Raw genomic sequence first — 20026 nt, 5'->3', positions numbered from 1 at the left:
GCAAGCGCCAGGGAGGGTCGTAATGAGGCCGAGAAGAGTGACCTTGCTCGACATCGGACTGGACTCGTCGTTCGATGCTGCGATGACGTTCGTCCAGTCGACACTGCAGAACATCAACGCCGGCTGTGAAGCTCCGATCGTGGACATCGACTTCGTCCGATCCCGTGATCCCGACACCGTGCTGTCCGCGTTCACTTCGTCATGCGACGTCCTACACGTCATGGCCCATGGCGACCACAGCGTCACGCCGTCGTTCACCAGCACGGACGGCGAGTTCACCGTGTCCTTCGAGCAGCTCGGGGAAGTCGCGGCAGGCAGGGGCAAAGGCATCTCGACCGGCGCCATCATCGCGGACGGCTGCAAGACCGGCACCGGCGCGTGGCAGAAGGCGGTACGAGACTGCCTCCAGGGCGAGGTCACCTATGTGGGTACCTCTTCCCTCATCGGCTGGCACGAGAGCGGCGTGTTCAGCTCCGCCTTCTACGGCGCACTGTTCCGCAACCGCGGACGCGGCGTGAAGGCTGCCGACCAGGCTCAAGACGCCGCCACCCGGGCCATCGACGCGTATGCCCTGCTCACGGACAAGAACTGTCCATTCAAAGTCACGACCCTCAAGCCGAGTCAACGAGCCCGGACGCTGCTGAGCTGACAGGGGCGTCGACCAAGCACACGGTCACGAAGCGCTCGACGGGTTGGCTTCCCAGGGGTATCACACCTCGCGACCTGCAGGTCGCCCTCACCCCAGACCGACCGCCGGACTGGACGCCAGTCGATGATCCGTCAGCACGACAACTCGGTCTCCATCACAAGACGTTGCGGAACCGGATCAGCCAGAGCAGGCCGGCAGACGCTGCGCTGACGAAAACCGCGTAGGGCCGGCCGACAGCGTCGTCGGCCGGCCCTACGCGACTGGTGGAGGCGAAACTTCGAGCTATGCCGGCCTTGCGGTGCTACCGCGTCGGGGGACGATGGCGGCGGTTGCTTCGGCGGCGGCGTGTGAGAGTTCGGGGAGGACGGCGCCGTAGAAGGTGGCGGTGAAGTGTGGGCTGGAGTGGCGGAGTCGGTTGGAGATGACTTTCATCTGGACTCCGGCGGCGAGTCCCATGGTGGCGGCGCCGTGGCGGAGGTCGTGAAGTCGGATGGGTGGGAGTCCGGCTTGGGTGGCGAGGTGGTGGAAGTGGTCGGTGACGTCGGCGGGGTGGAGCCGCTCGCCGGTGGGGGTGGTGAAGACGAGTCCGGTCTTGGTCCAGGTGGTGCCGGCGGCGAGGCGTTCGCGGTTGTGTTGGGCGCGGTGGGTGCGGAGGACGGTGATGGTTTCGGTGTCGAGGGCGATGGTGGCTTCGCTGTCGGTGGTTTTGGGGGTGTCGATGGTGGTGGCCCAGCCTTGTTGGACGAGTTGCCAGCGGACGGTGAGGGTTTTGGCGTCGAGGTCGAGGTCGTCCCAGTGCAGGCCGCAGGCTTCGCCTCGGCGGAGGCCGGTGAAGGTGATGAGGTGGTAGAGGGCGTAGAGGCGGTCGCCGGCGTCGTGGGTGTGGTCGAGGAATCGTCCGGTGTGTTCGGGGGTCCAGATCATGACCGGGCTGGGGGTTGTGCCGGTGTCGCGCCAGGTGCGGATGCGTTGGTCGGTCCAGATGGTGGGCTTGGGTGCTCGGGCGCGGGGTAGTTCGATCAGGAGGGCGGGGTTGATGTCGAGGTAGCGGTGGCGGCGCATCGCGTCGTTGAGGGCCTTGCGGAGGGTGGCGTGGATGACGTGCATCGTCCTCGGTCCGACGACCCGCTGATTCTTGACCTGGTCGCGTTTCGCTTGGTCGCGGCTGGCGCGCAGGGTGGTAATGGTGGTGTTGCGTTCGGCGATGGCCTCGTACATGGCGTCGATGTGACCGGGGCGGAGCCGGTCGATGCGCAGGTGCCCGAGGTGCGGGATGAGGTAGAGGCGGATGTGTCCTTCGTAGGAGCGCAGGGTGCCTTTCTTGATGTTCTTCCGTCCGGCGAGCCAGTCGGTCAGGTACTCCCTCATCGTTGGTAGTTCGGTGGGGGTGATGTCGAGGTGCAGGGTGCGGCGGACCTGGTCGGGGGTGGGTACGGGTGCGCCGGTCTTGACGGCGGTTTCGATGAGGTCGCCGGTCTTGGTCGTGGCGTGGGGGTCGGTGGGGTCGGGGACGGCGAGGGCGGCGCGGATGCGGTCGAGGATGGTGTCGGCGTCGGTTTGGGTGGGGTAGGGGCCGTGGCGCAGTGTGCGGCGGGTGCCGTTGGCGCGGGCGGGAATTTCGATCTGCCAGTGCCATTGGCCGTGGTTGCGGGACCAGCCGCCGCCGGGCCGGCGCAGGTCAGGGCAGGAGCGTCCCAGCCGGCGGCCCGTTGCCTGGTCGCGGCAGCCGCAGCGTTTGAAGATGGAGCCTTTCACTGGTCGTCTCCTGGGTGCTCGACGTGGTGCCGCCAGCGGTGGTGGGTGTAGTCCGCTGGTGGCGGGGTCGTTGCATCCACGCTCGACACCGTCACGGGATCAAGTCGCCGGCTGACGTGGGGGTTCGGGGTGGGGTGGTCGAGGAGGAGGAGTCGGAGGAGGCCGGTGACGGGGACGATGATGCGGGTGCCGGCGCGGATCAGTGGTGTGGGGAAGGTGTCGGTGGCGGCGAGGCGGTAGGCCTGGGACCGGCTGATCCCGAGTACCGCGGCCGCGGTGGGCAAGGTGGTGGCAACGCCGAGCGCGCGGATCCGCTCGACGGTCCACGGCACGTTGGTAGACGGGGGTGGGCTGGCCGGTTGGGTGTCATGGTTCGGGGTGGTGTGGGCGTTCATGGGGCGGGGTCTCCTGACTGCGGTGGATGCGGTGCAGAGGTACGCGAGGTGGTAGGCGTGGCGGGTTCCGGTGCTGTCGGCGGGGTGCTGTGGTCGGCGGGTTCGGGAGTCTGCTGGCCGGTGGCTGGGGCTGGTGGGGGTTGGTCGGCTTTGAGGATCTTCAGTAGCTGGGATGCGCGGGTGTTGGACACGGTGTGGCCGGTGGCGCGCAGCGCGGTGGCCAGGGCGGCGCGGGTGAGCGGCCGGCCTTCGGCGGCGAGGTCTTCCTGGGCGCGTCTGGCGACCAGGAGTAGGGCTTCGGTGTCGGTGGGGTGGGTGGGCGGTCCGCGCCGCGACGGCCGACGCTGGCGGACCGGTCTTCCGGTCCGGGGGTGGTCCGGTCCGGTGTGCGAGTGGTCGTTGCTGGTGTCGTGGACGGTCCGCGCAGGCAGACGTCGATCGGCGGTAGGGGCGGACCGGTCTTCGTAGCGGTCCGCCGGAAGCCGGCTCGCGGTGACGATGGACTGGTCCGCCCGTCGAACAGTGGACGGATCCGTTCCGGCTGGTGTGGGTTGGGGTGGGGTGTTGGTGTAGCCGAGGGCGATCTTGACCATGACCAGGAAGCCGAGCGCGGGCACGGCTGCGGCGGTCCAGCCGATCGGGGACGGCTCGGCCTCCACGACCTGCGCCGCGAGCGACAAGGCCACCGCGCAGGCCAACACCGCCGCCGGGAACACCGCCGACACCTGTGCCCGCTTACGGCGGCGCAGTTCCAGGCCGGAGGCGATGGACATCAGCTCCAGCACGATCGCGTCCGCCCACGCCAACCACCCCGGCTGCCCGTGAGCAGCAGCCACGTTGTGGACGTGGGTGAAGCTGGCCGCACCCGCCGCCCCACCAATCGCCAACATGATCACGACCTGAACGAAACCCTCCACCGGGTTCCGTCCCGGACCAGCGTCCGAGTCACGGGGTGAGCTCGTGGCCGACCACCTCCCCGGACCGGACCACCAGCACGCCCGGTCCACCCGTGTGTGCGGACCGGTCCAGCGGACGGGCGAGCCGGTCCCGCCGGACCAGGGGCGTGGATGGCTCGGTCCGTGGCCGGTCCGCAGACCGGCCACGCGGGCGCCGGGGCGATACCTCCGTCCGCTCGCTGTCAGGGCTGCCCGATGCTGTCACCGGTCTGTCAGCAGCCTCCGGTGAGACGCTGACAGACCAGTGACAGAACGACCCCGTGGCTGTCGCCTCGCACGCCGGCCGCACGATCAAGGGGGCCGGTGAAGCGTGGTCGGTCATGCCGCCTCCCCGGTCGGGTCACGGTCGTCGAGGACCCAGACCGACAGGTCAGCCAGCGTCGACCGTCGCCCGTCACCACCGGCCACCGCCCACACCGCCTCAGCGGGACACAGGCCCGCCAAGGTGGCGTGGTCGCGGGCACCGGTAGCCACCGGCACCAGCGGCGGCGTCTCGGCCCACATCCGGCGTAGGTTGCGCTCCCGAGTGGCGGAGTGCAGCCAGAACAACACCGGCCACGCCCGCCCCATCGCCGCGAACCACTCCCGGTAGCCGACCAGCTTGTGGACCAGCACCGACAGCGGCTCGCCACCGGTGTCGTACTCCACGAAGAACGGCACCACCCTGCCGCCGGTAACCCACAGGCCGTAGCCGTCTGGGCGGACCCGGGGCTGGTAGGCGCGCACCAGAGCCGGATCCCCCGGCCTGGTGAACACCCCCGACCGCAGGCACGCCGCCTCCGACAACCACTCCCCCAACCGAGCATCCGGATGAGTGCGGGCGTAGCCGGCGAGGTCGGTGAAGAAGCCGTTCACCCCGAGCCGGTGCTCCAGGGTGCGGCTCGACGTCCAACGGCGCCGCTCCACCCGAGCGTGATCACGCCGAGGCGGACGCTCGTCGCGGCCGGCGGCGACGACCTCCGCGCCGAGCTGATCGATGACGTAGTGGTACGGGTAGGAGCCGCCGTCGGCGCGCTGCGGACGGAACCGCGCCACCAACCGCAACCGGTACAACGTCCGCAACCGCCGCTGACAGAAATCCAGAGACGGAAACAGGGCATGCGCGACCTGGAACGACGTCAACACACCGTGGTCGTAGAGCCAGCCCAGCAGCACACGGTCACGGGCCGTCAGTTGGGACTGGACCCGAAGGACCGGATCATCCACCAGCCACCACCTCCCCTCCAGTACGGAATGCCAGCCCCAGGGGGAGAGACCCGAGACCATGCAGGGTCTGTCGCAGGACAAGCCAGCAGCGCTGACAGCCGACCTGACCAGCGATGTGAGACACGACAGGGGGTCCGTCGGGGCGTCCGGTTGAAGACTGACCTCAACACCGACACCAACCCGGACCCCGCAACGGGCACCGAAACGGGATCTGTCACCGCCACCGGCACGAAGCCGGAGCGCACAGAGACGAGATGAACCACGAACACAACAACTCCTTGATCGAAAACAATGAGAATGCGCGACGACACTCACGACGCCGCAGGGATACACAGCCACACCCAGTGCGACGGACTACGGAGAAGCGCACTGCGGAGTCCAACCAACACGCCGACCGGGCATCCGGTCGACCCGAAAGCGGATGAGGACAGCAACGACCGACACGACCACCAGAAAGGCGGTCAGCGGCAGCAAGAACGGCGGCAGGAGGGCAGGGCGGCACACCCCCGCGCCGGCAGACGGCGCGTCGCAGCGGGGGACAAATGCCCCGGGAGCGTCGACATCACGGCTCGGGTGGGGCGTCGACTCAACCCGCCGGAGAAAGATCCTTCATTGCGAACCCCCTACCACTCAAAACCAACGACGATCCGCCCGCCCCGAGCCTCGAACGACCGGCGACGCTCCTCCTTGGAACGTCGCCAGCCTGGCCGATTGGACCCGGCAGACTGACCGCCACGCGGTCATGTCTGTACCAGTACGCCTCCCCGGCAGCACCCTGTCAACCAGCATCACCAGCAGCCGATCACCACGTCTCCGGACCCAGCCGGACGCACCGACACCCACCAACCCGCACTGGACCCCAGCGGCACAAATCCACGCCCGAAACAGGCAGAAAAATCTTGACCAATACTCGCAAACGTCTCACTTCATGAGACGGCCTTCTGACCCGAAGCACACTTACGGGCCAGGAATCGAGCCCGGAGAGGGCCCGTTCGCATGACCGAGACGCAGACGACCTCCGCCTCTCACACCGCCCGACGCGGCTTCTGGTGCCCAACTTGCCGGTGTGATCCTCAGAGACCAGGCCGACCTACGCCCCCACCCCACCAGCACCAATCTCGGGGCCGCCTCATACCACGCGCACGGCCTGCCGCCGCCCCAGTCCCACATCGAGCGGTCACGATTGAGCCGATCCCACCACCTCATGCCCACCGGCCAGCAAGGTCGAAGACGCTCACCCAGCGCCACGGGGTAACACTTCACCCTCACCGCGCCAAGCGGCTCGGCTCGGCTCGGGGCGCACGTTGATCTACCGAAGGGCACACGGCACAATCGCCAGGTGATCACCAGCGTGTTCTTCGATGTGGGCGAGACCATCGTCGACGAGTCCCGCGAGTACGGCACGTGGGCAGACTGGCTCGGCGTACCACGCCACACCTTCTCCGCCGTCTTCGGCGCAGTCATCGCCCGCGGCCTCGACTACCGGGAAACCTTCCAGGTCTTCCGACCAGGGTTCGACCTGACCCAGGAACGGCAACGCCGCACCGGAGCAGGACAACCCGAATCATTCACCGAAGACGACCTCTACCCCGACGCCCGCCCCTGCCTGGCCGCGCTACGCGCGGCAGGGCTCCACGTCGGCCTCGCCGGCAACCAGACAGCACGCGCAGAAACCATCCTGCGCGCCCTGAACCTCCCAGTGGACGTGATCGGCACCTCGGACGGCTGGGGCGTAGAGAAGCCCTTCCCCGCCTTCTTCGACCGCGTAGTCACCGAAGCCGGTTGCCCAGCCGACCAGGTGCTCTACGTCGGAGACCGCCTCGACAACGACATCAAACCAGCACAAGAAGCAGGTATCCCCACCGCACTCATCCGCCGAGGGCCCTGGGGACACATCCTCAACGACACAGCGATCAGCGACCGCTGCCTGTTCCACCTCGACACACTCACCGAACTACCCGACCTCATCCGCAAACACAACAAGCCGACCACCTGACCACTGCCCAACCCAGGGGCTTTGCGTAGTCGCCTGAGGGTGCTTCTGACCTGGGATTTCGCAGGTTCCCGCACCGTGGCCGGCAAGCGAACCCGGGAGACGGTCTATCTGGTGGCGTCACTGCCCGCCGCCCACGCCCAGCCTGCCGACCTGCAGCAATGGGCCCGGCTGGAATGGCATATCGAGAACCGGCTGCACTGGGTCCGCGACGTGACCTTCGGCGAGGACGCCCACCGAGCCCGCACCGGCACCGGACCCGCCGTCGCAGCCGTCCTCCGCAACACCGCCATCGGCTTCCACCGCGGCAACGGCGACACCAACATCGCCCGAGCCACCCGACGCGCCAGCCGCCGCCCACACGACCTCATCACCACCGTGACCAGCAGCTACTCGACTACGCAATGACCCTGCTGCCCAACCGCTCGAATGAAGCTGCCCAGCACGCGGTAAGCGGCACTTCCGGGCGTCGCGGGACAGCATGGGTAACACAGAGCGTGACGGCCCTGCAGGCGCGCGATCAGCTCACCGAAGAGTTGCGGACTTCCGCGCAGCGGTCGCAGTTGTCGGCGCCGACTGCCGGCCCCAGTGGCCCGCACGGCGGGCGCCGGATCCGCCGACCGAAGCGGGGGTTACGGTGGATAATCAACAATCCGACGATGAGGCTGCAAATGATCAATGTCCAGGAGTTCGCGCGACGGCTGAGTACTCTCGGAGCTGATGCGTTCACCAGCGACGACGTCGTGGACCTGGCGACCGCGGCCGATGTTCGCATCAGCGCAGACGTCGAGATCGACACCACCCTGGCGCAGCGCTTGCTCGACCAGATCTCGCCCACCCTGCCGGTCACCGGGGCCCAGATCGCGGCGTCGCCATGGCCGCCACCGGAGTCTTCCCGTCCTGCAGTGCCTTCGGTGTCGTTCTCCAGCCCTGGTGCCGTCGACGGACCGGCTGATCAGCCGAACCGACGCCGCAGTTCTGGGTCTGCGGGTGGAGGTCGGCGACCCGGCTCCCGACGAACTGGCAGGTGAAACTGCAGTCCCAGCTTCTTCAGCAACCGCCAGACTGCTCGCCGCAGCCGTCGACCACGACGCGAGCTGCGAACCCAACTCTCGCCGCCATCATCGGCTGAACTTGTCCTCCTGTCCGGCTCCGTACGCCCGGGCAGGCTCGACGCACGATGATCCCGGTAAAGCACGCGGATCGCGGCAAATCCGGATGTCAGACGACGGTGCCAGGCATCATCATCACGTGGATGCCCGTCGCACAACCATCCTGGTCGATGATCTTCGTTCGTTCGTGGATGGCCGGGGTGCCGAGGTGGCCCGTACCAGCACCGCCGGAGTTGACCTCCTCGACCGGTACCGCGACCGGCGTCTGGACGAGCTGTGGTTGGACCACGACCTGGGTGGGGACGACACGTCTGGCCGGTCGTGGAAGTTCTGGAACGGGCCGCCTTCGACAAGTGCCCCTTTGACGTCGGCGTCATCAACGTCCACTCCGCCAATCCGGCCGGTGCCGCGAAGGTCGTCCAGGTTCTCTGGAGCTGGGGGTACCGGGTCCGTGTCGCGTCGGGCTCCACTCACGTTGGCTATCTCGATGGTCTCCCGTTGAGCTGACCGACTCGAACTCGCCGCCCGACAGCTGTCACACCCGGGGCGGCAAACCCGAGCGCCGGTGAGAGGCGTCGCGCTGACGCTGCGGCGATGTTGAACAATCCGCAGGTGGATGTTGCCGATCTGCTCGCCCAGGCTGCGGCCATGGTCCCCACTGATGTCGTCAACGAGGCCGGCGCGACAGTGGCAGACGTCCGCGAGTACCTCGACCACGACGAGTGGGAGGTCGCGCTCGACCTCCTTGCGGACCTCGACACGAGTTGGCGACCGCCGACCGCATGGTGGGATCTGCTGATCGACAGCGCCGAGCTGATGTGGCTCTCTGATGCCGCCGCGTGGTGCCGCTGGGGTCGGTGGGAGAGCATCCATGGGATCGTGCGCGCCGAGCTGCGACTCCTGTCGCCTGCCGAAGGCGGACGGCGAACGCCGATCCCGGGCAAGGGCATCCTCCGACCGCTGTGGGATGTCGGCAGGCGCACGGCCGCGGGCAACCCCGATCTGCTCGTGGCTCGCATTTGGGTGGAGTCGGCGCCAGCGTTGCCACCAGGCGCCACCGGGTCGGTCCGCCTTGGCCCGCTGTCCCCACCCCTCTGGAGGCACCTGCAACCTGGCATGCCGATCACCATGCACGAGGGCCGGCCCACGGTAGGAACGGCCACCATCATCGAGACGTCGAATGCGCGCTGAGATCGGCACGGCCGAGGTGGGAACGATCGGGTGTGGCGACACCGCCTAGCACGGTATCTGCGACATGAGAGGGCGCAGAGCTTCGAATGCCAATCATTGCACAGCGTCTTCCATCAGCTCCTCAATGTCTGAACAAAGATTACCGGCCGGATTAAGATATACCGGCACGGCGAAAGGGATGGGTGACTTTGGGTAAATAGACTCTAGCAGCTTTTGGAATATCTTGTCAGACGTAAAGAACAGGTCAGCGTCGTATAGATATGTTGATAGCTGCGCGTCGACCGCATTGCCGGAGCTCTTTTTGACTGCATGCTGCACGAGGCCCAACGCCCATCGCATCCAAGCTCTTGGAATAGCCGACGCAGCCATCTCGTAAAGAAGTAGCTCCCCAAACTCGGCACGCTCCGCTGAGACGGCGTCGAGGTCAACGAATGTCTCAAACCAATCGGCATACGCCGATCCAGTCGTCGGTTCCGCATATGGTCTCTTCGCCATGAAGAGGCCCTGGTGGATATGTTGCAGGGCCTCTAGGCGCCAAGCCTCTACATGCGTTCCAGGCCGCCAGCCCTGCGACTGGAACCAACTCTCGTCCTCGGGGCGAGGGAATCCGATGGTGCCGTCGATGCAGACGACGGTATCCGCCAGCCCTCGAAGGAACCCCTCATCCCTCCATCGAGCTGATTGTTCTCGCTGATGTTGTGAGATCCCAGCCCGCGCTTCAACCGCATGCCTCTTCGCGTAGTCAATCACAGACGCATCGTCGCGGCGCGCCGCCCGCCAGATCCCGTGCCGCCAGTCTGAAGCCAGAGCCGCGTAGCGGCCTCGCAGCGGCTCGGACAGTAGCCAGCCTTTCCGCAATCGAGCCACTTCAGCCACAAGCTCTCTTACCTCGGATTCCGCCTCAGTTGGCAAACGGGTCCAACGTGATCGCCCAATGAGTTTTACGGACTCCCGTCGAAGAGGACCCTGAGGTGTCCGGAGGAGTTCGAGCAATGAGGCAGGGGCCGTGACGACATTGACCGAGCGCCGCTTGATTAGCCGATAGAATTCCTCACCGAGGCCTTGCCTTGACAAATGGCTCCAGACATTGGTGTCGAGCAGCATCCGCATACTGCGTGTCCCACCTCCCGTGACGTGCGAACTTTCCCCACAGCAAACTCCCGAATGCCAGCATTGCGTAGACTCGCCGAACATAGGCTGGCATGCCCTCACGCGCTCTAGCCATACCATCCTGGCGATGGATCGTACTCCCACCGACAAAGTGAGATGTTGAACGCGGACCTCGGTAGGTCACGTCCGCGCTGGTGGTGTAAGAGACGGCCATCGCGGGATCCGGTCTGATGTTATGCGGCGATCGAGGTCGGGTCGGTCTGGTCGGTGACGTGTTGGTCGGTGTCGATCACGGTCGTGCGGGTTTTGGCGAGTAGGTCCAGGCCCATGTAGCGGCGGCCTTCGGTCCACTCGTCGGTCTGCTCGGCCAGGACGGCACCGACGAGGCGGACGATCGCCGGTCGGTTGGGGAAGATCCCGACGACGTCCGTGCGCCGGCGGATCTCCTTGTTGAAGCGCTCCTGCGGATTGTTCGACCAGATCTGACGCCAGATCTCGCGCGGGAAGCCGGTGAATGCGAGGAGGTCGTCGCGGGCGGCGTCGAGATGCTCGGCGGCGGCCGGGAACTTCGCCTCGATCGTGGCCACGACCCGCCCGTACTGGGCGTGGACGGCGTCGGTGTCGGGCTGGTCGAAGATCGTGCGGACCAGGGGGCTAGGGGCGAAACGGAACGACGCATAAACTCACTTCGGCATGATCGAGTGCACTCTCGTCGGCATGAGAGGGTGCCTCAGTTGCCCATCTCCGGCGAGACAGGAGATTCGCTCACCAGCAGAACCCACGGTTGTCGGCGGGTGCCGTCGGCGCTCGGCTACGGCGAGCGGCCCTGTCGGTGTGCCTATCTCACTCGCGCGCTGTTCTACCCGTGCTGGTCGGGGGTGTTGAGGATCAGCAGGAACCGGGCTTTGGTGTCGGTGTCGGCGAGTGCGAGCGTCTGGTCCAACACCGCCTGCGCGGCCATCTTCGGTGGCGTGGGCGTGCGTCGGTGTTCCCAGCCGGAGACGGCCGCGTCGCTCGCTCCCAGCCGTTGAGCGAAGTCGTGGACGGTCATCCGTAGCGCCTCCCGCAATGCGCGGACCTCCCGCTCGGTCCACCGACCGACGACCACCGCCTCACACTGGCACCTTCTCGGCTCCGCCGGTGCGCTCGGCTGCGCCTCAATGGTGGAAGCGATGAGGCGGGCAGCGCGTTGCCGACGCTCGCGGTCACGTGCCGATGCCCGCTGCTCGTGGAAGTCCCGCACCAACGCAGCGACCTGGTCGAAGGCGGCCAATAGCGCCCCGTTGGCACCGACCACGTCGTCGGCGTCGCACCAGAAACCCCGGATGCTCATGTCCCGACCGGTCTCAGCGTTGGCGAGCGTGCTGCGCGAGTAGCAGATCCGCTTGGCCAGTTGCGCCTGCGTCATCCCGGCAGCGGCACGCCATCCGGCCAACTGCCGGCCAAGGTCCTTACGTTGCTCGGCCACCAGCCCCGAGGTGATCCCGTCCACCGAGCCGAACCCTCTCGGCAGGACCGGCGCAGACCCCACTCCCCCACCCCGTCGAGTCGACTGCACACCCACGGTCATCGACGCCCCCACCGGCCCACGAACCGACACCCGAGGGACCAACCAGTCACGGCAAGAGAACCAACCGGCAGAAGTACAGAGTCGTCCGCTACAGCGGTGAACGGCCAGATGCGCGCACCGAGCTGCCCACCCAGGACAAATGCCTGGGCGTCAGCACCGTCGGAGCGCTCCACCGCGAACGCGGCCGTATCGACGTACAACCTCACCGGCAACGCCGCCGCCCCCGCGACCGGTAGCCCACGACTGACATTCCACCGTTGCACTGCGACACCAACAGACCCGACGAGCGCGGCCACACGCCGACCGACGGGCACTCCCCATCCGAAGATCATTGAGCCCGCACCGCAAGGTGGAGTTCACCGACAGCCAGGTGGGTCAGGTCAGGCAACTGCTCCTCGGTGAGCGTGACCCCGTACAGGTTCGCGAGAGCGGTCTTCAGGCCACGCAGCGAGTTACCCCGCAGGTCGGCACCCTGGAGCTGACTCGACGCCAGTTCGAGGCGAGCCAGCTGGCACGATCTCAGGACGACCTTGGGAAGCCGGCAGGAGGACCAGGTGGCGTCGGTAAAGATGCAATCGACGAACGCCACCGCACCGCCAGCGGCGACCCGGCTGAAGGTGGCGTAGTCGAAGCGGCAGCCGTCGAACAGGACATCCTTGAGACGGACATCGGTGAGCCGCGCACCGGTGAACCGCGACCCTGTGACGACGCTGCGTTCGACGCTGAGCCCGGACAGGTTGGCGCCGGAGAAGTCGGTGCGGACGATCTCGCAGCCGAAGACCGTTCCCCCTTCCCAGGTGCTCTCGCTGAGGTCCGAACCGGTGATCCGGCTACCCCGAACACGGACCTCGTCGAGGGCGACACCCCGCCAGGAGGCGTTGTCGACATGGAGGTCGGTGAGATCGGCATCGGGCTCGGTGGTGCTGTCGAGATCGTCGGGGTCGAGATCGGGAAGCAGGATCGTCACGTCGCCGACTGCGGTGGTTCGCATGGGTCCTCTACCTGTTGGACGGCCACGCGGGAGATCGCACCACGTGGCGGGAGGGTCTGCCGAATCAGCGGGTCACTTCGTCTTCTTGTTCCAGTTATCCCAGCTCGGCCGGCTGCCGACCTGGCCACTTTGATCAACGTTACCTTCCGTAGGGATTAGGTCGCGGATGCGCAGGCGGCTGTCGCTGGCACAGCACCGTGTGAGTGCTTACCGGTCGGTCGAAGCGCCCGACACAGGGAATCCATTCGGCGCCCAATGCTCCATGTCGATGTCGTTGACGACGGATAGAACCAGCGACCCAGGTCTGCTCCGGCTTTAATCGCCCACGGAGCTACCCGATGCCGGTTATTGGCGAATCGACGCCGGCCCGCTCTAACTACCAGGTAGCGCGGCGCGACTGGCGGTCAACGCGGTGACGCGTTCGTCGAGTCGGGCACCGTTGCGGCTGTCGCCGAGTACGTTGCGGACGGCTCGGACCCGGTCGAGGCCGGTCCCGTACCAATCGGTGTGTAGGGCGTCGATGGCCTGGTTGAGGTACTCGGTAGCCCGGTCACCGTCATTGCCATGGGCGTTGGCAAGGTCGGCGAGGACGACGCTGCGCTGTTTGGCGCCGGCCCCGGGGAGAGCGGCGAGTGCCTGATCGAGTTGGGTGGCGGCTTCCCCGTGGTCGCCATCGGCAAGGGCGGCGTAGCCGGCGAAGGAGTGCAGACGCGTGTCGTCGTAGAAGTCGAGCCATTCAGACGGCACAGGGCTGCCATCAAGCGCCTTCGCTGCCAGATCGATGTGGTGGCGGCTGGCCGCCGCTGCTCCTGCCCGGCCCTCGACCTCCGAGGCGACGCAGTGCAGCCAGGAGCGGACCATGGGGCTGACGCCGTGCCAGGTGTGTTGGAGGGCTGCGTTGGTCAGCGTGCGGGCCTTCGCGGGATCGTGGCCGAAGGCGGGGATGAACGCCATGTGGCCGAGAACAGCTGCGGCCAGCGCATGGTCGCCGGCTTCGCGGGTGGCAGCGAGGGCGACGTCGTAGCAGCGTTCGGCGACGGCGGGCTGGCTGAGGTCGAAGAAGGCGAGTCGGGCGGTGAGCATTGCGGACTCCGCGAGCGCTCCGGCGAGACCAGTCCGGTCGGTTCCGGTTGCGGCGCGAAGGAGTCCGATGCCGAGCTGAGTATGGGCGTAGGCGGCCTCGTACAACGGCCGAGCCGGGCTGGTCCAGTACAGCTCGCGCTGACAGCGCACGATCTGCCGGTACGAGTCGGGGTCGACGGTCCTGCCGCCAGCGTGTGCGGCGGGGGGATCGAGTGATAGCAGCGGCGCGACCAAGGGCAGCATGCTGGCACCGACGAGCGCACGTAGTACGGACGCCCGGTCCCAGCCGTTGCCGTTGCCGTCTCGGGTGAGCATGTCCCACAACCTCCTGAACTCGTGCAGTGTTTCCTCAGCCGGACGTACGGCCAGTTCATCGGGGGTGAGCAGGCCGAGGTCGCTCGCTGGCTTACCGAAGATCGCGACCAGGTGCTTGCGGTAACGCGGGTCTGGCCACCGTTCCCCGGTCTCCCAGCGTCGCACCGTGTTGGCGTTGAGCCCGGTGTCGGTCTCGCCTGCGCGGCTCATCTCGGTGCGGATGCGTTCGGTGGTCTCCTCGTAGGACCAGCCGCGTTGGAGTCTCTCCCACGCGAGCTGCCGGTTCGGGGAATAGCGCCGTCCCGCCATCGCGCACCTCCGGACTTCACCTGTCGACGTGGATCACGCTAGCCACTGCCGCTACAGGTCGTCACTACCTGGTTGCGACTGGACGGGTAGTGGACGGTACCGGCCCACGGCAAGGAACGGTTCGCTAGAGCTGGACATCGAACGCCGCCGTTGCCGGTGGCACCGGTGTCCACCGATGACCGTCAACGGCGTGAGGCTCATGGTGGACGTACTGATCAGGACTGACAAGGCGTCGCCCCAGCGGGGTCCAAATGCCGTGATGGCTGTCGGCGCAAGTCCCGTGAGGTTGGTTCCTCGCCTGCGTACCGCCGTCGAGCCTGCGCAGGCGGGTGATCCGCGGGGTGCTCCCAGCCGCCGCCTCCCGGTGGCGGACCTGCCGGTCCTCCGGTGGGTCCGCCGCGCCGGCGGCCGACTCCGCAGACCTGGCGCACGTCCTCGGCGATCACGGCGCGGCATGGGCGGGTCGGAGGCGGGACCGCGATGACGGTCTACGTCTCCCGTAACGCCGCTACGACAGCCACCGGTTCGACAAGATCCGAACGACCGGGTGCCCTGCCGGTGATCGATCAGACCACGCTTTCCCAGGTAGACCCACCCCTGTACACCCACGTCTGGCGTCGGCTCTTCGAGCAGAGCCCAGGAAGGGAGGAGCAGCGATGATGTCTCGTGTTGTGGTCACCGGAGCGGCCGGCTTCATCGGCTCGCACCTGGTCGACGCGCTACTGGGCAGAGGAGTCAGGGTCGTCGGCATGGATCGGCGGCGGGTCGGTGAGCACGCCCTCGCCGACGAGAACCTGGCCCAGGCTGTCGGCAGCCCCCTGTTCACGCCGTACTGCCTGGACCTGGCCGTCGACCAGTTGGACGACGTGGTGGCTGGCTGCGACACCGTCTTCCATCTCGCCGCGCGGCCGGGTGTACGGCCGTCGTGGAGTCGCGAGTTTCTCGACTACACCCAGACCAACGTGCTCGGCACACACCGGTTGCTGGAGGCCTGCACCCGCCAGGGGGTGCGCCGGCTGGTCGTCGCCTCGTCGTCGAGCGTCTACGGTCCGGCCGACCGGCCCAGCCGCGAAGACGACCCCACCTGCCCGGTCTCCCCCTACGGGGTGAGCAAGCTGGCCGCGGAACAGCTGTGTCTCGCCTACGCCCGGCGAGCTGACAGCCCGCTCAGTGCGGTCGCGCTGCGCTACTTCACTGTCTACGGGCCTCGGCAGCGGCCCGACATGGCGATCGGCCGAGTCCTGTTCGCCGCCTACACCGGCTTTCCACTCACGTTGTTCGGCGATGGCAGCCAGCGGCGCGAGTTCACCTACGTCGGCGATGTCGTCGCCGCGACCCTCGCCGCCGCTCGCCTCGATGCCCAGGCAGCGGTGGTCAATGTTGGCGGCGGTGCAAGCGTCTCGATGCTCGCGGTGATCGACGAGGCTGCCCGGGTCACCGGACGACAGGTGCCGGTGAAGGTCGTGGCCGCCCAACCGGGCGACGTACCCGCGACTGCGGCCGACCCCACCCGCGCCCGCCGATTGCTCGGCTACTGGCCCACCGTCGGGCTCCACGAGGGTCTCGCACGACAGGCCGCCTGGCTGGTCAACCTCTCCGACGACCGACTCGCGTCCTTCACCTCCTGAACTCACAAGGGAGTACCATGATCGTGTTGACCGCCGACTCGGCGAGCGCGTTGTTCACCGCCGCCTGCCAGGCCGTACTGCTCAACGGTCGCGTTGCCTGCCCCCGCGACCTCACCACGACCGAGGTGGTCGGGGCACACCTGCGCCTGACCAACCCCCGACGACGGCTCGTCGCGGTACCACCCGCAAGGGTGATCAACCCTGCCTTCGCGGTCGCGGAGGCACTCTGGATCCTCTCCGGCTCCGACTCGCCATGGATCTACGACTACAACGACAAGCTGCGCGTGTACGCCGACGACGGCGTGCTACGCGGCGCGTACGGGCCACGGCTGCGCCGCTGGGACGGCCACATCGATCAGCTCGACGCGGTACGCCGACAGCTGCTCAATGATCGAGAGTCACGGCGTGGGGTGATTCAGCTGTTCGACCCGTCCCGGGACCATCGCGGCTACCGCGACGTGCCGTGCACCCTCGGCTACCGGTTCTTCATCCGGGACGGTCGACTGATCATGCACACCAGCATGCGCAGCCAGGACCTCTGGCTCGGCTTCCCATACGACATCTTCACCACCACCCTGATCCACGAACTGATGGCCGGTTGGCTCGACGTCGAGCTGGGCGAGTACCACCACCACGTCGACTCGCTGCACCTGTACGCCCACAATGCCGAGGCTGCCGCCGCCTCCCTGCACGGCACCGAGGGCAACGCCGAACTGGCTCCGGTCGACGCGCCCTGGCCGGACCTCGACCACCTCCTCCAGCGGGTGCTCGACGGCGACACCAGCCCGGCCGACGGCTCGACCTGGGACGCGTTCGGGCGGACTCTCGCCAGCTACCGCGCCTGGAAAACCGGGGAGCGCGACCAAGCGCGCAAACTCGCCACCGACACTCCCGATCCACTCGGTGCCGCCCTGGTGAGCTGGTACGACCACCTCGCCCCCGCCAAGCCCGCTGGGCAGCGATGATCGCGCAACGGTCCGCACGAGGGGCCGAGGTCGTGCTCGGGCTCTGCGCCTACACCCACGACTCGGCCGCAGCACTGCTGGTCAACGGCAACCTGACTGGTTTCGCCGAAGAGGAGCGCCTCGACGGGACCAAGCACAGCAAGGCGTACCCCGCCAGAGCCGCAGCTTGGCTCCTCGACCAGGCCGGGTTCACCGCAAGCGACGTCACCGCAGTGGCGTACAACTTCGACGGCCGTCGCTACCTGCCGGCGCTGGGCCAACTCCCCGATCACCTTGCACGCGCCTCGACCCGCAGCCGGGCGCTTCCTCGTTCCCGCAGCTTCCTCACCGTGCATCGCCGCTACCGGGCGCGCATGCGCGAGCTGTCGCAGCGGTTCCCGCATGCCCGACTCGTCCCTGTGCTGCACCACCGCGCACACGCCCTCTACTCCTTTCTGTCCGCTGGCGTGGACGACGCGGCGGTCCTGGTCGTGGACAGTCTCGGCGAGTTGCAGACCACCACGATCTGGCATGCGGCGCACCGCGACGAGCAGCCCTTTCACCTCCGTCTGGATGCTGCGATAAGGGATCCGGCATCGCTCGGCTACGCGTACGGCGCCGTGACCGAACACCTCGGCTGGCGCCGGGGAGACGAGGAGGGCACGGTCATGGCGCTGGCCGCCCTCGGTGAACCAGCGCGATTCCGTGACGTGATGACGCGCGCGATTCCGCTGACCGGTGACGGCTTCACCCTCGATCCAGGGTTGTTACCGCTTCGGGTCCTCTCCAGCAGATACCCCCGGACCAGCGCAGAGTTCACCGCCGTCACCTGCCCGCCCCGCCCACCGGATGCTGCGGTCGAACCGGTGCACGCAGACCTCGCCGCCGCCCTGCAGGAACGCACCGAGCAGGTGATGCTTCATCTGGCAGGGCGGGCCGCCCGCCTGACCGGGTCCGGGCTGCTCTGTCTCGGCGGTGGCGTCGCGATGAACTGCGTCGCGGCCGGTCGGATCGCCCGGGCCGGCATCGTCGACGAGGTCCACATCCCACCCGCTCCCGGAGACTCGGGCACCGCAATCGGAGCTGCCGCAGCCGTCTGGCTCGACACCACCGGCCAACCTCCCACCGATATCGGCGGACGCTGCTACCTCGGCCCGGCGTACCCCGATCTGACCCTGTCGGCCGAACCGCGGCCTGGGCTGACCGCCGAACGACCGGCGGACCCGGCCCAGCACCTCGCCCGGCAGCTCGCCAACGGAACGATCGTCGGGCTCTTCACCGGTCCGTTGGAGGCGGGGCCACGCGCACTGGGTAACCGGTCCATCCTCGCCTCGCCCTTCACCCACGAGGTCGTGGACCGGCTGAACCGCACGGTCAAGTTCCGCGAAGCGTTCCGCCCTTTCGCCCCGGTGATCCTCGCCGACAGGGCCGCCGACTACGTCCAACTCGGCCAGCCCTCACCGTTCATGTCCATCGCCGCACCGGTGACCGATCTGACCCGCAGCCGCCTTCCCGCGATCGTTCACGGCAACGGCACCGCGCGGGTTCAGACTGTGACCCGCCACCAGCATCCGTTCCTCGCCAGCGTGCTGGCTGCCTTCGGCGAGATCACCGGACATCCGGTGCTGATCAACACCTCGTTGAACATCAAGGGCAAGCCGATCTGCGGCACCCCCGAGATGGCCCTGGACTGCCTGGTCGAGACCGGCCTGGATGCCCTGCTTCTCGAAGGCTGGTGGGTGACGAAATGCTGATCGGTTACAGCTTCTGGGGATTCCTCGGTTCGGGTGTCGTCGACACCCCCGACGGCGGACGCAGCCACCGCCGTTGCCTGGTCGACGGGCTCCGCCAAGCCGGCCATGAGATCGTGTTCCTCCAGCCCAACCGTGACCTCTGCGACGCCGGCCTCGACCTCAGCGCCAGCTACCGGTGGGACGTCGGCCTACCCGACCTCGACGCGTTGTTCCTCGAATGGCGTTGGCCCATCCCTGGCCGCAACACCACTCCCTGCGGCCGGCCCGGACACACCTGCGACCTGCACCGCCAGGCCGAACTCGTCACCCACTACACCCACCGGCTCGGCATCCCGACGATTCTCTGGGACAAGGACCGGCGACTCGATCCGGCAGACCCACTTCGCCAGACCAGCAACGTCACCGTCTGTGAACCGGCCCTGCACCCGAGCCCGGGCGCGACGACGCTACTCTTCCCCGTCGCGGACGGGGTCCTCGACGCCACCGACCCCGACGAGTTGGCCACCCGGCACCGCTCGACGCCGCTGGTGTACGTCGGCAACCAGTACGACCGCGACGACGCCTTCGACACCTTCTTCGCCCCCGCCGCCGCGCACCTGCCCCACCTGGTCGCCGGCAAGTGGCCCGACACCCACCGCTGGCCCGGCCTCAACTTCATCGGCCGGGTACCGTTCCCGCAGGTCAGCAAGATCCACGCCGACGCGCTCGCCACCGTGCTGCTACTTCCCGAGCGCTACGCCGAGGCCGGCCAGATCACCCAGCGGATCTTCGAAGCTGTCCTCGCCGGCTGCGCCCCGCTCCTGCCGACCACCATCAGAGGCGCCGCCGAACTCGTGCCGACGAACCTGCACGTCAGACAGGCTACCGACGTCCGACACCGGGTCGGCTGGCTCGCCGAGATCACCGGGACCAGCGACCACGCCGGCCTGATCGCCGACTGCCTGCACCGTCTCGCCCCGTTCCGGCTCTCCACCCAGCTCAGCGTGCTGAATCGTCTCCTGCGTCATCCCGATCTGGTGACGCCATGACCCGCCGTGTCCGCACGACCCCGCCCCAGAGCAGGCC

The 20026-nt window shown here is 67.6% G+C and carries 19 protein-coding genes and 2 pseudogenes; 11 read left to right on the top strand and 10 right to left on the bottom strand.

Annotated features, from left to right (window positions below; genetic code table 11):
• Window positions 1-37 precede the first annotated feature (37 nt).
• Window positions 38-649, top strand: coding sequence for a hypothetical protein (locus O7612_RS07185; protein WP_282271549.1), 612 nt, complete (start codon window positions 38-40; stop codon window positions 647-649).
• Window positions 650-931: 282 nt separating this feature from the next.
• On the opposite strand, the gene O7612_RS07180 is transcribed toward O7612_RS07185, so the two are convergent.
• The 4 genes from O7612_RS07180 to O7612_RS07165 form a co-directional block, all read right to left on the bottom strand.
• Window positions 932-2404 (bottom strand): site-specific integrase, encoded by a 1473-nt coding sequence (locus O7612_RS07180; protein ID WP_282271547.1) that lies wholly within the window; start codon window positions 2402-2404, stop codon window positions 932-934.
• Window positions 2401-2799 (bottom strand): hypothetical protein, encoded by a 399-nt coding sequence (locus O7612_RS07175; RefSeq protein ID WP_282271545.1) that lies wholly within the window; start codon window positions 2797-2799, stop codon window positions 2401-2403. The genes O7612_RS07180 and O7612_RS07175 overlap by 4 nt, the downstream gene beginning before the upstream one ends.
• A complete protein-coding gene (locus tag O7612_RS07170) occupies window positions 2796-3689 on the bottom strand; it encodes a DUF2637 domain-containing protein (RefSeq protein ID WP_282271543.1) in 894 nt (297 codons plus the stop codon). Before O7612_RS07170 ends, O7612_RS07175 begins: the two co-directional genes overlap by 4 nt.
• Window positions 3690-4073: 384 nt before the next feature.
• Window positions 4074-4961 (bottom strand): replication-relaxation family protein, encoded by an 888-nt coding sequence (locus tag O7612_RS07165; RefSeq protein WP_282271542.1) that lies wholly within the window; start codon window positions 4959-4961, stop codon window positions 4074-4076.
• Between the two features lie 1339 nt (window positions 4962-6300).
• Between O7612_RS07165 and O7612_RS07160 the strand changes: the two genes are divergently transcribed.
• The 3 genes from O7612_RS07160 to O7612_RS07150 all read left to right on the top strand — a co-directional run bounded on the left by O7612_RS07160 (window position 6301) and on the right by O7612_RS07150 (window position 7985).
• Window positions 6301-6957: an HAD family hydrolase gene (locus O7612_RS07160; RefSeq protein ID WP_282271540.1), complete on the top strand. Its 657-nt coding sequence runs from the start codon at window positions 6301-6303 to the stop codon at window positions 6955-6957.
• 75 nt (window positions 6958-7032) lie between these two features.
• Window positions 7033-7362 (top strand): transposase, encoded by a 330-nt coding sequence (locus O7612_RS07155; RefSeq protein WP_282271538.1) that lies wholly within the window; start codon window positions 7033-7035, stop codon window positions 7360-7362.
• Between the two features lie 251 nt (window positions 7363-7613).
• Window positions 7614-7985, top strand: a complete 372-nt coding sequence (locus O7612_RS07150; RefSeq protein WP_282274120.1) for a hypothetical protein — start codon at window positions 7614-7616, stop codon at window positions 7983-7985.
• 190 nt (window positions 7986-8175) lie between these two features.
• Here O7612_RS07150 and O7612_RS07145 read toward each other — a convergent pair whose 3' ends face one another.
• Window positions 8176-8355 (bottom strand): hypothetical protein, encoded by a 180-nt coding sequence (locus tag O7612_RS07145; RefSeq protein WP_282274119.1) that lies wholly within the window; start codon window positions 8353-8355, stop codon window positions 8176-8178.
• Here O7612_RS07145 and O7612_RS07140 point away from each other — a divergent pair.
• Both O7612_RS07140 and O7612_RS07135 read left to right on the top strand, forming a co-directional pair.
• Window positions 8275-8573: pseudogene (locus O7612_RS07140) on the top strand (cyclic-phosphate processing receiver domain-containing protein). The gene O7612_RS07145 and the pseudogene O7612_RS07140 overlap by 81 nt on opposite strands.
• 87 nt (window positions 8574-8660) lie before the next feature.
• Entirely contained in the window at window positions 8661-9257 is a 597-nt protein-coding gene (locus O7612_RS07135; RefSeq protein WP_282271536.1) for a hypothetical protein, read from the top strand.
• Between the two features lie 93 nt (window positions 9258-9350).
• On the opposite strand, the gene O7612_RS07130 is transcribed toward O7612_RS07135, so the two are convergent.
• From O7612_RS07130 to O7612_RS07110, 5 genes and pseudogenes are all read right to left on the bottom strand, one after another.
• The gene (locus O7612_RS07130) at window positions 9351-10367 is read right to left on the bottom strand and encodes a hypothetical protein (protein WP_282271534.1); all 1017 of its coding nucleotides are present in this window, start codon (window positions 10365-10367) and stop codon (window positions 9351-9353) included.
• A gap of 233 nt (window positions 10368-10600) precedes the next feature.
• Window positions 10601-11017, bottom strand: a pseudogene (locus tag O7612_RS07125) (transposase); the annotation flags it as partial.
• A gap of 209 nt (window positions 11018-11226) precedes the next feature.
• Window positions 11227-11859 (bottom strand): helix-turn-helix domain-containing protein, encoded by a 633-nt coding sequence (locus tag O7612_RS07120; protein ID WP_282271532.1) that lies wholly within the window; start codon window positions 11857-11859, stop codon window positions 11227-11229.
• Between the two features lie 406 nt (window positions 11860-12265).
• Window positions 12266-12928 (bottom strand): pentapeptide repeat-containing protein, encoded by a 663-nt coding sequence (locus O7612_RS07115; RefSeq protein ID WP_282271530.1) that lies wholly within the window; start codon window positions 12926-12928, stop codon window positions 12266-12268.
• 372 nt (window positions 12929-13300) lie between these two features.
• Window positions 13301-14635: an XRE family transcriptional regulator gene (locus O7612_RS07110; protein ID WP_282271528.1), complete on the bottom strand. Its 1335-nt coding sequence runs from the start codon at window positions 14633-14635 to the stop codon at window positions 13301-13303.
• 480 nt (window positions 14636-15115) lie between these two features.
• Between O7612_RS07110 and amcA the strand changes: the two genes are divergently transcribed.
• From amcA to O7612_RS07090, 5 genes are read left to right on the top strand one after another with little or no spacing between them, the layout of a single operon-like run.
• The gene (gene amcA / locus O7612_RS29470) at window positions 15116-15295 is read left to right on the top strand and encodes a multiple cyclophane-containing RiPP AmcA (RefSeq protein WP_329007656.1); all 180 of its coding nucleotides are present in this window, start codon (window positions 15116-15118) and stop codon (window positions 15293-15295) included.
• Window positions 15296-15306: 11 nt separating this feature from the next.
• Window positions 15307-16263, top strand: a complete 957-nt coding sequence (locus tag O7612_RS07105) for an NAD-dependent epimerase/dehydratase family protein (protein ID WP_282271526.1) — start codon at window positions 15307-15309, stop codon at window positions 16261-16263.
• A gap of 17 nt (window positions 16264-16280) precedes the next feature.
• Entirely contained in the window at window positions 16281-17228 is a 948-nt protein-coding gene (locus O7612_RS07100) for a thymidylate synthase (RefSeq protein ID WP_282271524.1), read from the top strand.
• Window positions 17225-18961, top strand: a complete 1737-nt coding sequence (locus O7612_RS07095) for a carbamoyltransferase C-terminal domain-containing protein (RefSeq protein WP_282271522.1) — start codon at window positions 17225-17227, stop codon at window positions 18959-18961. Before O7612_RS07100 ends, O7612_RS07095 begins: the two co-directional genes overlap by 4 nt.
• On the top strand, window positions 18955-19989 hold the full coding sequence (locus tag O7612_RS07090) for a hypothetical protein (protein ID WP_282273830.1): 1035 nt from the start codon (window positions 18955-18957) through the stop codon (window positions 19987-19989). The genes O7612_RS07095 and O7612_RS07090 overlap by 7 nt, the downstream gene beginning before the upstream one ends.
• Window positions 19990-20026 lie beyond the last annotated feature (37 nt).

It is taken from the genome of Micromonospora sp. WMMD987 (assembly GCF_029581435.1).
In the GTDB taxonomy this organism is placed as follows: Bacteria; Actinomycetota; Actinomycetes; order Mycobacteriales; family Micromonosporaceae; genus Micromonospora; species Micromonospora rifamycinica.
This window is presented reverse-complemented; position numbering and strand designations above follow the sequence as displayed.